Annotated in this window: 7 protein-coding genes; 4 read left to right on the forward strand and 3 right to left on the reverse strand. The window is 42.6% G+C overall.

Annotated elements, in window-relative coordinates:
• Positions 1-43: 43 nt before the first annotated feature.
• Positions 44-1,579, reverse strand: coding sequence for a YifB family Mg chelatase-like AAA ATPase (locus ACSVH6_RS09075; protein WP_438077690.1), 1,536 nt, complete (start codon positions 1,577-1,579; stop codon positions 44-46).
• Positions 1,580-1,711: 132 nt separating this feature from the next.
• Here ACSVH6_RS09075 and ACSVH6_RS09080 point away from each other — a divergent pair, with 132 nt between their 5' ends.
• Positions 1,712-2,914, forward strand: coding sequence for a sensor histidine kinase (locus tag ACSVH6_RS09080; RefSeq protein WP_438077692.1), 1,203 nt, complete (start codon positions 1,712-1,714; stop codon positions 2,912-2,914).
• Here ACSVH6_RS09080 and ACSVH6_RS09085 read toward each other — a convergent pair whose 3' ends face one another.
• Positions 2,915-3,817, reverse strand: a complete 903-nt coding sequence (locus tag ACSVH6_RS09085; RefSeq protein WP_438077694.1) for a patatin-like phospholipase family protein — start codon at positions 3,815-3,817, stop codon at positions 2,915-2,917. It lies immediately after the preceding gene.
• A 3-nt stretch (positions 3,818-3,820) separates the two neighbouring features.
• On the reverse strand, positions 3,821-5,929 hold the full coding sequence (locus ACSVH6_RS09090) for a M1 family metallopeptidase (protein WP_438077696.1): 2,109 nt from the start codon (positions 5,927-5,929) through the stop codon (positions 3,821-3,823).
• Positions 5,930-5,978: 49 nt separating this feature from the next.
• Between ACSVH6_RS09090 and recG the strand changes: the two genes are divergently transcribed.
• From recG to ACSVH6_RS09105, 3 genes are all read left to right on the forward strand, one after another.
• Positions 5,979-8,087, forward strand: a complete 2,109-nt coding sequence (recG, locus tag ACSVH6_RS09095; protein WP_438077698.1) for an ATP-dependent DNA helicase RecG — start codon at positions 5,979-5,981, stop codon at positions 8,085-8,087.
• 110 nt (positions 8,088-8,197) lie between these two features.
• The gene (locus tag ACSVH6_RS09100) at positions 8,198-9,256 is read left to right on the forward strand and encodes an efflux RND transporter periplasmic adaptor subunit (RefSeq protein WP_438077700.1); all 1,059 of its coding nucleotides are present in this window, start codon (positions 8,198-8,200) and stop codon (positions 9,254-9,256) included.
• Between the two features lie 4 nt (positions 9,257-9,260).
• Positions 9,261-12,374 (forward strand): efflux RND transporter permease subunit, encoded by a 3,114-nt coding sequence (locus ACSVH6_RS09105; protein ID WP_438077702.1) that lies wholly within the window; start codon positions 9,261-9,263, stop codon positions 12,372-12,374.
• Positions 12,375-12,382: the final 8 nt, after the last annotated feature.

Below are 12,382 nucleotides of genomic sequence, written 5' to 3' on the forward strand. Positions count from 1 at the left end.
CTGATGCGCTGGTTAAAGCATTGGGTCCGCAAAAAAAGACCCGTTAACCCAACCATCCTTCTCTGTCCAGACTTCGGTATTGGATGGCTTCTGCAATATGATTGGAATTTATGGATTCTACCACATCCAAATCGGCTATAGTTCTGGCTACTTTAAGGATGCGGTCATAAGCTCTGGCAGAGAGATTGAGACGTTCCATAGCAGTTTTTAAAAGTTGCAATGATGTCTCTTCCAAAGCACAGTATTCTCGAATCTGCTTGGTTCCCATTTGGGCATTGTAATGAATGTTTTCAAAAGCCTCAAATCGTTTGGACTGAATTTCACGGGCTTTGGTTACCCGTTGTCTAATCTGGATACTGCTTTCAGCCGCTTGCGTTTCGGTAAGTTTTTCAAAGGGAACGGGAGTCACTTCAATATGAATGTCAATTCGGTCCAACAGTGGTCCGGAGATTTTACTTAAATAACGCTGCATCTCAGCCGGTGAAGAGCTGACAGGTGCATTCGGGTCATTAAAATAACCGCCGGGGCTTGGGTTCATACTGGCCACCAACATAAATGAAGACGGATAAGTTATTGTAAATTTTGCTCTGGATATGGTTACTTCCCGGTCTTCCAACGGTTGTCGCATCACTTCCAAAACTTCTCTCTTGAACTCGGGCAATTCGTCTAAAAATAAAACGCCATTGTGTGCCAATGAAATTTCTCCCGGTTGCGGATAACTTCCGCCTCCTACCAAGGACACACTTGAGGCAGTATGATGAGGACTCCTGAATGGTCTTTGATTCATCAGTCCAACGTCTTTTATCTTTCCGGCTACGCTATGAATTTTAGTAGTTTCTAAGGCTTCTTTCAGTGTCATAGGCGGCAGTATACTTGGTAATCTTTTGGCCAACATGGTCTTACCGGAGCCCGGTGGACCTATGAGAATGATATTGTGCCCGCCCGCCGCAGCAATTTCCATACAACGCTTAATACTCTCCTGCCCTTTCACATCGGCAAAATCAAATTCCGGAAAGTCTAAAGTTTGGTAAAATTCTTCTCTGGTATTAATTATTGTGGGTTCAAGAGTGCCTTTGCCTTCAAAAAAATCAACCACTTGAGTAACATTTTCAACTCCATACACCTCAAGCTCCTGAACAATGGCTGCTTCTTTTACGTTTTGAATCGGAAGAAAAAAGCCTTTAAATCCTTCTTCTTTGGCTTTAATAGCTATAGACAAAGCCCCTTTTATAGGCTGCAAACTGCCGTCTAAAGACAATTCCCCCATGATGACATATTGATTTACTACATCCGCTTTTATTTGTTCTGAAGCAGCCAAAATCCCTATGGCTAAAGTCAAATCATAAGCCGAGCCTTCTTTGCGCAAATCAGCCGGCGCCATGTTTACGGTTATTTTTTTACCGGGAAAGTAGTATTCATTATTCTTCAAAGCAGCCGCAATACGATAACTACTCTCTTTAATAGCGTTATCAGGTAAACCGACTAAATGATATCCAATTCCTTTATCAATATTAACTTCCACTGTCACAGTAGTTGCCTCTACGCCAAATACTGCACTTCCAAAAACTTTGACCAACATAATGAGAAGATTAGAATACCAAATATAAGTATTATTCTACAAATATAATAAGCGAATTTTAACCTTTCTTTTTAACAATCAAGTTAAATTAATGAGTAAGTTTGAACCCCCCAATTAAAAGCAGTAATTTATATGTTAGCCCCGCAACCACATTCAAAAGAAGGCAAAAGAATAAAAGCCTTGGAAGAGTATCATATTTTGGATACTGAATATGAAAAAGATTTTGACGACATTACTCGTTTGGCTTCTGAAATTTGTGAGACTCCCATTTCTCTGGTCTCCTTGGTTGATAGAGACCGACAATGGTTTAAGTCAACTTTTGGTATCACCATCCCCGAAACTTCAAGAACAATTTCTTTTTGTGCTCATGCCATTAACGAAGAGCATCTATTTCAGGTTGAAGATGCCCGTAATGATGACCGTTTTCATGATTCTCCTTTAGTGTTGGAGAGTCCTAATATTGTCTTTTATGCCGGTACCCAACTGATTGACAAAAACAATCTTCCACTAGGCACCCTTTGTGTTATTGATACGAAGCCCAAAGTATTAACTCCCTTCCAAAAAAATGCCTTGGAAATCTTAGGCCATCAGGTAATCAAACTCATCGAACTGAAGAAAGCCAATTTCCAATTGCTGGAAAAAAACGAACAGCTTAAAAACAGTTATCATGAGTTGGAAAATTTTTCACATGTTATCACGCATGATCTTAAATCACCCTTAAATAATATCATGGAGCTCTCTAAATTTTTAATTGAAGAATGTGGAGAGGAATTAAGCGATACCGGTAAATTATTTGTCGGAAAAATTAAAGATTCGATTGAAAAATTAAAAGATTATATTGACATTACTTTAAAATCTTATAAAAACGTCGCGAAATCAACCGCAGAAAAAGAGTATTTTGAATTAGATAAACTACTGAAAAAATGCATTTCTTTACTTGATTTTAAAAACGAACACGAATTTATTTTACCTACCGAAAAAATAACCTTATACCATTACCGCCCGGCATTCAAACAGATAATAATGAATCTGATGAGCAATGCCATCAAATACAATGACAAAGAAAAATGCCGGATTACCATTGAAGCCCAAGACTTTTTCAATCACTTTGAAATCATAGTCAAAGACAATGGAAGAGGAATTCCTGAGGAGAAACTGGACAGTATCTTTGAAATGTTTACGCATTCTGATGAACCCGATCGATTTAATAATGTAGGTACCGGAATCGGTTTGGCCACCGTACAAAGTTTGGTCAGAAAGTTGAACGGCACTATAACTGTTTCCTCAAAGGTCGGGGAAGGCACCTCCTTCAAACTGCTGTTTTACAAAGTATAATCACGGCAGATTATCACTCATCAGTTCACTTTTGTTTTTAGCATAATCATAACCTTGTTGCCACCAAATTTTCATTTTTTCCTTGTTGAATATTAAGGCATTATTGGTCAGCGTGGTTGGAGTATAGTATAAATTGAGCTTTACATTTTTGTTTTTCGCTGCCAATTTTCCTATCGTAATATCGTGCTTCTCCACTTGATTGAGCAATGTTTGAAACAAATCAATCATCAGTGAAAAAGGATTTTTGCCCACTTTTCTTGGCGTGATTTGCATTTCCGTTTCCAAAATCACCACATCCACTTCAGTCGCTCCACGGTTTATGGCTTCCCGTATGGGAACCAAACTGGAAAATCCTCCATCTCCATATTCACAATTGTTTTTGGTAACCAAACTCATAAAGGGAATGTAGTTGCACGAAATCCAAACCCATTCGCAAAACTCTTTGTAGTCAAAATCTTTTATCGACTTGTATTCTACATCGTTTTTAGAAAGATTGGTCACTGTAACGACTATATCACAGAAAGAGTTTTTAAGTTGCGTAAACTCTGCTTCCGTGAAATTTTCTTTAATATAATGCAACAGCTTATGGCTTTCGCCAAACGTTCGCTTTCCTCTGAAAAACTGCAACAGCACGTTAAAGTGGTTGATGGTTACCAAATCCACCCCATCTTTGTGTTTGACTACAAACGGATTGATGTCAAAAATCTTTCCCATGGTAACACTGGTATAAATCCCGTGTATTTTTTCTACATTGCCCAGTGCCAAATGCGGAATAAGCAAACTACCGGTAGAACTTCCGATAAGAATATCGTATTTATGGAATTTTTCCTGAAGTAAATACTGCGCCACTCCCCCACCAAAGGCTCCTTTACTGCCACCACCCGAAATCACTAAAGCTCTCATCTCTTATTCTTTTAAAAGCTTTTGCAACCGTGCATTTTCATTTTCCGAAAGTCCGTTCAGGTTTTCGAATAAAGCCCTATACCCCTCCAACTGCAACAATTCCCTGATTTTGTCCCGGCCGAATTTGCTAAACTGCCATTTGAAATGCGTAGTGGCATTCACCAAGTTTTTCAAAACCTCAGGATCCTTATCGTTTACGGTAAGTGCATTGACAATGGCATTTTGTCGCACGGAACTTTCATATTTGGGTGACGTATATGCAACCAGTTCTTTGTAATAATTGGCTTTTTCTACACTGTCACTTGGCAGAGAAAAGACTGAAAAAGTCAGGAATAAAATACGCAGACTTTTATCATTACCGCCAATCCAGTTTTGGGCTTTGGCTAAATAAACACTTCGGCTCTCCGGAAAATTTTTCCACAAATTCATAAAAGCAATTTCCTTAGTATCATAAGATGGATCTTCCAGCAAACTTTCATATTGAGCTTTAAATTCAACCGGAATTTCTTCTGTAAACTCTGCCACAGATTGGCGCACTTTCACATCATTTGTTTGCAAAGCCAATAGCAGTAACTCTTTTTTGTCTTCAAACGGAATGTATTTGATTTGATACAAAATCTCAGTCTTAACCGGATAAAATACATTCGATTGTAACAGCTGCTTATAGGTTTCTTTGTTTTCTGCAAAGGTCTTTTTACGCAATTGCTGAGTCTCAAACAGCTTTTGCATAAAAGCATTCTTCTTCAGCAAGACATTGGCTTCTTCGGTTTGAAAATGATAATCCAACAACCAGATTTTGACAAATTGCTCCGTATCAAAATCGGAAACCTTTCTGATTTCTGCCAGGAAATTATCGGTCTTCACATTCTTGTATTGGTATTTTTTCAAATACCTTTTTACTGCTTTCTGAAATGCCTTCGGTCCGATAGCTTCGCGTATGATATGCAACGCCCATGCTCCTTTTTGATAAAAAGACAAAGAACTCGCTTTCTCATTCATCACCGGAATGGTATCACTTTTAGCCGCATTACGCAACTGTAAAGAGGAACGATACAACTGATGGTAAAAATAATCCTCGCCAAAAACCTGTCGCTCTGCCAACAAAGCATAATAGGTCGCAAATCCTTCCTGCAGCCAATGATTTTCTCCCGAGCTGGCGGTTACCAAATCACCAAACCACTGATGAGCCAACTCGTGGGCATTGACATTGACATAGTTTCGGTCATTAAAGTCCAAATCGTCCACCACAAAATCCTGTGCAAATAACGTGGCAGAAGTATTCTCCATCCCGGCGTATAAAAAGTCTTCCACCGGAATTTGCTTGTAGACTTTCCACGGATATTTCACCCCGATTTCCTTTTCGAGATAATCAAAAATTTCCTTGGAATACCGATAAGTCGATTCAAACTTTGCAGTGTCTTTGGGCTGAATAAACATTTGAAGCGGAACACCCGATGCAGATGCGACAACCTTATTGTTAAAATCGCCAATAGCCAGCATAACCAAATAAGAGCTCATGGGTTTTTCCATACTGTAGTACCAATCTTTTGTCATATCCGCATTGCGAACACTCTTTAAAAAACCATTAGCAATAACGTTGAACCCTTTCTCATAAGTAACAGTCATGTTAAAAATCAATTTCTCATTCACATCATCAAAACTCGGCAACCAATGGCTGGTATATTTCCCTTGTCCTTGTGTCCAAATCTGTCGACTATCACCCTCACCAATAAAATACATCGTTTGTTTCGGAGAGGCTTTGTAACTGAAAGTCAACTTGTTTTTTCCGGTCTTAAATCCTTCAAATAGCAGTAGTTCTTTCGTGTTATTCTTGTATTGAACGCTTTTCCCGTTAATCATGACTTTGTCAAAAACCATACTTTTGGCATCAATCCGAATAGTATCAATCGCTGATAGAACCTTAAACTGGTATTGTACACTACCGGTAACTTGCTTCAATTGAAAATCCGGAGTTATAAAGGCATCACATTGTATAAAATCAACCTTTTGGGTTTGTTGAGCAAAAGAAAGTAGTGTAAAGAGGAGAAAAAATAAGTGACGCATTGGAATACAATATTTGATACGAATATAAGCATTTTCAAACTCACTCATTTTTAAATCTTCAAATTAAAAACTATCTTCGCTACACTAATTCGCTGCCATGTCCTACCCTCTTATGCAAACTCCCATCGAATACCTCAAAGGTGTTGGCCCACAACGCGGTGAGTTGTTACGCAAAGAGTTGGGCATTCATCGGTATGAGGATTTGGTTAATTTTTTTCCGAATCGTTACATCGACCGGACACGGTATTACAAAATCAACGAGTTGCAAAAAAGCGACAGCGAAGTTCAACTCATCGGCAAAATCATCAACATCAAAACCGTCGAATTCGGCAAAGCCAAAAAAAGACTCGTGGCTACTTTTATTGATGATACCGGCGAAATGGATCTGGTTTGGTTTCAAGGCCACAAATGGATACGCGATAGTTTGAAACTCAATGTCCCTTATGTGATTTTCGGCAAAACCACCTCTTTCGGAAACACGTTCAACATGGCTCATCCCGAAATGGAACTGCTTAACGAGCACGAACAAAACCTGCGCTCGGCCATGCAACCGGTCTATCCCTCTACTGAAACGCTAACCAACAGAGGTATTTCCAACCGGGTCATCAACAAGATGATGCAGCAATTATTTATCGAAACACAGGCTAAGTTTACCGAAACCCTGCCACCCTATCTCTTGGAAAGCTTAAAACTGATTCCAAAGAATGCGGCTTTGTTCAACATCCATTTCCCAAAAAGTCAGGAACTCTTGTCCAAAACGCAGTTTCGTTTGAAATTTGAAGAATTGTTCTTCATCCAATTGCAGTTGATTACCAAAAACCTGGTCCGCAAACACAAGATTAAAGGCCATGCTTTTACTGTTGTGGGCGATTATTTCAATACGTTCTTCCGGAATCATTTACCCTTTGAACTTACAAATGCCCAAAAAAAAGTGCTCAAGGAAATTAGAAATGACATGGGAACCAACGCTCAAATGAATCGTTTACTGCAGGGCGATGTGGGTTCGGGCAAAACCATCGTGGCATTAATGAGCATGCTGATTGCCTTAGACAACGGCTTCCAAAGTTGCCTCATGGCGCCTACCGAAATTTTGGCCACCCAGCATTTCAACGGTCTAACCGAATTAGCCAAAGACCTCAACATCAACATCAAAATACTAACCGGTTCCACCAAGCCGGCAGAACGGAAAATCATCCACGAAGAACTGGAAAATGGCACTTTACACATCCTCATCGGCACGCACGCCCTGCTCGAAGACAAAGTACAGTTCCACAAACTGGGCTTGGCCATTATTGATGAGCAGCATCGCTTTGGTGTAGAACAGCGTTCCAAGCTTTGGACCAAAAATGACATTCCTCCTCACATTTTAGTCATGACCGCTACGCCTATTCCGCGTACATTGGCTATGAGCCTCTATGGCGATTTAGACATTTCGGTCATCGACGAGTTGCCGCCGGGCCGAAAGCCTATCCAAACAGTGCACCGCTACGACAGCAACCGCCTCAAGGTGTGGAAATTCATCAGAGACGAAATCGCCAAAGGGCGGCAAATCTATATCGTGTATCCGCTCATCAAAGAAAGTGAAACCATGGATTACAAAGATTTGATGGACGGGTACGAAAGCATCTCCCGGGACTTCCCTTTGCCCCAATACAGCATTTCCATTGTGCATGGCAAAATGAAACCAGCCGAAAAAGAGGCCGAAATGAAGCGCTTTGCCGAAGGAAAAACCAACATCATGGTAGCCACCACTGTAATTGAGGTGGGTGTCAATGTGCCAAATGCCAGCGTCATGATTATTGAAAGCGCCGAGCGTTTTGGCCTGTCCCAACTACATCAGCTCCGCGGGCGTGTAGGTCGTGGTGCCGAACAGAGTTACTGCATATTGATGACTTCCTTCAAACTGTCAAACGACAGCAAAATCCGCTTGGAAACCATGTGTAAAACCAACGATGGCTTTGAAATTGCCGAAGTAGATTTGAAACTGCGCGGCCCCGGAGATATCATGGGCAAACAGCAAAGTGGTGTTCTCCATCTCCAAATTGCCGATTTGGTCAAAGATAAAGACATCCTTTTGGTAGCCCGCAATGAAGCCATTAAACTATTAAAACGCGATCCGGCAATGGCCCTGCCCGAGCATCAAACACTCAAGTCCGTTTTCCTTGAACTTTCAAAAAAGAAAAACATTTGGAACTACATCAGCTAAAGATAGTTGTATGTACAAGTGTTAAATAAAAATTAACCCTAATGCTGTTTTCATTCGTAAAAAGTAGTTTTGTACCGAAAACCGCAACAGCACCAAATTCATTCGTATAAATGAAATCAAAGCACCTTATTATCAGTATTCTTGTTATAGCTCTGGGCGGCATGATAGCCTACCGAATTACCAAAAACAAAGCCGAAAACGAAAAAGGAAACGATAAAAACGGAAAAAAACCACCCGTTACCGTAAGTACAATGGTCGTAGAACCACAAAGTTTTACCAATGCCATTACGCTGTCCGGTTCCATTGAAGCCAATGAACAAATTGAAATTCACAGCGAAGTTTCGGGAATTGTGAAAAGCATTTCTTTTACAGAAGGCAGTCAGGTGAGCCAGGGACAAGTATTGGTAAAAGTGGATGACATCGAATTGCGCGCCCAATTGGCCCAAGCCAAGACCAAGGAAAGCCTGGCAGCCGAAAATGAAAGAAGAGCAAAACTATTACTGCAAAAAGAAGCAATCAGTCAGGAAGAATACGACATTGCCACTGCCGATTACCGTACGGCCAAAGCCCAAACCCAATTAATCAACGCCCAAATCGGGAAAACCAGCATTAAAGCTCCGTTCTCAGGTAAAATAGGCTTGCGCAATATCTCACCGGGAACCTATGTTACCCCCGCAACGGTTATTGCCAATTTAGTCAATACCAATCCTTTAAAAATCACTTTTTCGCTTCCCGAAAAATACGCTACCGAAATTACCAAAGGTTCCGAAATTACCTTTACCGTTCCCAATATAACAGAAAAATTCACCGCCAAAATCTATGCTTTAGAACCCGGTATCGAATTGACAACACGCACCCTGAAAATCAGAGCCCTAATCAATAACTCGGCAGGAAAATTACTTCCGGGAACCTTCGCCTCAGTCGACTTGCCTTTAAAAAATATCAAAGACGCCATCATCATCCCAACCGAAGTAGTAGTACCGGTACAAGAGGGTAAAGTAGTCTACATTGCCCAAAACGGCAAAGCCAAAGAAGTAAAAATCGAAGCCCTTACCCGCACCGACAAAAATATCGTGATTACCTCGGGGCTCAAAGCCGGCGACAGTTTAATTACGACCGGCATGATGTCGCTCAAAGACGATGCCGACATCAAAGTAAAACAAAAATAAGACCATGAGTTTATCGACCTTAAGCATCAAACGACCGGTTTTTACGATTGTCATCAATCTGACCATCATTCTGTTCGGAATCATTGGATACAGCTATTTGGGGGTTCGTGAGTTTCCTTCCATTGACCCCGCACAAATTTCGGTGCGCACCAACTACACCGGTGCCAATGCAGACATCATTGAGTCGCAAATCACCGAGCCCCTCGAAAAAGCCATCAATTCCATTGACGGAATTCGAAATATCACTTCCTCCAGCAACCAGGGATCGAGCAACATTACCATTGAGTTCAAACTCGAAAAAAACTTAGAAGAAGCCGCCAACGATGTACGCGACAAGGTATCGCAAGCCGTCAGAAGCTTACCGCAGGACATTGATGCCCCGCCGGTAGTGTCCAAAGCAGATGCCGACTCCGAAGCCATCATTTCAATGACCGTACAAAGCGACACCAAAGATGTATTGGCCCTGAGCGACTATGCCGAAAATGTCATCGCCGAACGCCTGCAAACCATACCCGGTGTCAGCAGCGTACAGATATGGGGACAAAAACGATACTCCATGCGACTCTGGATTGACCCGGCCAAACTCACTTCCTATGGTGTGACCGTTTCAGATGTCAGAGCCGCCCTCGAAAAACAAAACGTAGAGTTGCCTTCGGGAAAACTAACCGGTAAAAATACCGAGCTTACCGTAAAAACCATGGGGAATCTTTCTACCGAGAAAGAGTTTAACGACATCATCATCGTAGCTGACGGTGCCAAAACCGTTCGCCTCAGCGACATCGGCCATGCGCAATTGGATTCTGAAAATCAGGAAACCCAGTTCAAAGCCAATGACCAAACCATGGTCGCACTGGCCTTGGTACCTCAACCGGGAACCAACTACCTCGATATCTCTAAAGAATTTTACAAACAATACGCACTGCTCAAAAAGGACCTGCCCAAAGACATCAAACTGAATGTCGCCTTAGACAACACCGTATTCATCAAAAAATCAGTAGTCGAAGTAGCCGAGACCCTCTTGGTCTCAATTATCCTCGTAATCCTTATTATCTTCTTGTTTTTCCGCGATTGGGCCATCGCATTCCGTCCACTGATTGACATCCCGGTGTCACTGATTGCCACCTTTTTCATCATGTACCTTTGCGGGTTCTCAGTCAATGTGCTAACACTCTTAGCCATCGTTCTGGCCACCGGCTTGGTGGTCGATGACGGAATTGTAGTGACTGAAAACATCTTCAAAAAAGTAGAGGAAGGCATGACGCCTATCGAGGCCGCCATCAAAGGCTCCAACGAAATTTTCTTTGCCGTCATTTCCATCTCCATCACACTCGCCGCCGTGTTCTTACCCATCATCTTCCTAGAAGGCTTTGTGGGACGCTTATTCCGCGAATTCGGAGTCGTCATCGGGGCAGCGGTGCTGGTTTCGGCCTTTGTGTCCTTAACGTTGACGCCAATGTTAAACGCTTATTTAATGAAAGGCGGAGAACAAAAGAAAACCAAATTCTACACCTTTACCGAACCCTATTTTGAAGCCCTGAACAAAGGCTATGCGCAATCCCTTGAAAATTTCATGCGCAAAAAATGGTTGAGTTTCCCCATCGTAATCATCTGTATTGGGCTGATTGTCCTATTCTTTAAAATACTGCCTAAGGAAACCGCTCCTTATGACGACCGAAGCTTAGTCATCATGGGGGTTACCGCTCCCGAGGGCGCTTCCTACGAGTATACCGATAACTTCATGCTCGATTTGGCCAAACTAATCAACGACAGTGTCCCCGAAAAGAAAATCGCTTTGGTCATCACAGCACCCGGCTTTATGTCGTCTTCCGTCAATACCGGAAGGGTGCGATTGGCACTCAAAGACCCCGAAGACCGCACCACCGGCCAAAAGGAAATTGCCGACAACCTCAACAAGTGGACCAAAAAATACACTCAGGCCAAAGTCACCGTTTCTGAGCAACCCACCATAGCGGTAAACCGCCGTGGCGGACTGCCCATTCAGTACATCATACAGGCACCCAACTTTGAAAAGCTGCGCGAAAAGATTCCGCTGTTTATGGAAGAAGCCAACAAGAGCGACGTCTTTTCCAATGTCGATGTGAACCTCAAGTTCAACAAACCCGAAATCAACGTTACTATTGACAGAGAAAAAGCGGAAAGCCTCGGTATTTCCGTACTCGATGTAGCCCAAACCCTCCAGCTGTCCTTAAGCGGTCAGCGCTTTGGCTACTACATGCAAAACGGCAAGCAGTATCAGGTTATTGGACAGTTTGACAAAAAAGACCGCGACGAACCCTTAGACCTGACTTCCATGTTTGTCAAAAACAACAAAGGCGAACTCATCCAGTTAGACAATGTGGTTCGGGTAGACGAACAAAGCAATCCGCCTCAGTTATTTCACAACAACCGTTACATGTCGGCCACCATCTCGGCCGGTTTGGCACCCGGCAAAAGCATGGGCGACGGTATCGAAGCCATGAACGACATCAAAGCCAAAGTATTAGACGATACTTTCACCACCGATTTGGGCGGAGAATCGCGCGACTTTGTAGAAAGTAGCTCCAACACCACTTTTGCCTTTGGTTTGGCTTTGCTGCTGATTTATTTAATTTTAGCCGCCCAGTTTGAAAGCTTTGTCGACCCGCTCATCATCATCCTCACCGTGCCTATGGCAGTGGCCGGAGCCCTATTCTCTCTTTGGTTATTTGGCCAAACCTGGAATATCTTCAGCCAAATCGGTACCGTAATGCTCATCGGGCTCGTGACAAAAAACGGAATCCTGATTGTAGAATTTGCCAACCAGCTTCGCGAGCAGGGATTGTCCAAATACGACGCCATCATCCAAGCCGCAGAATCGCGCTTACGTCCCATCCTGATGACCAGTTTGGCCATTGCCCTCGGGGCCTTGCCCATTGCCTTATCGCTCGGAGCCGCGGCCACCAGTCGTATCGGTATGGGAGTAGTCATTGTGGGCGGAACCATCTTCTCGTTAATTCTCACCCTGTTTGTCATCCCGGCCTTCTACCTCATGTGGTCCAAAGCCCGCAAACACCGTCCCGAATTTGACAACATCGATGCCTTAGAATCGGCAGCAAAAACCGAACAGCACCATAGCTAAACCCATTG

It is taken from the genome of Flavobacterium sp. XGLA_31 (assembly GCF_051547105.1).
GTDB lineage: Bacteria > Bacteroidota > Bacteroidia > Flavobacteriales > Flavobacteriaceae > Flavobacterium.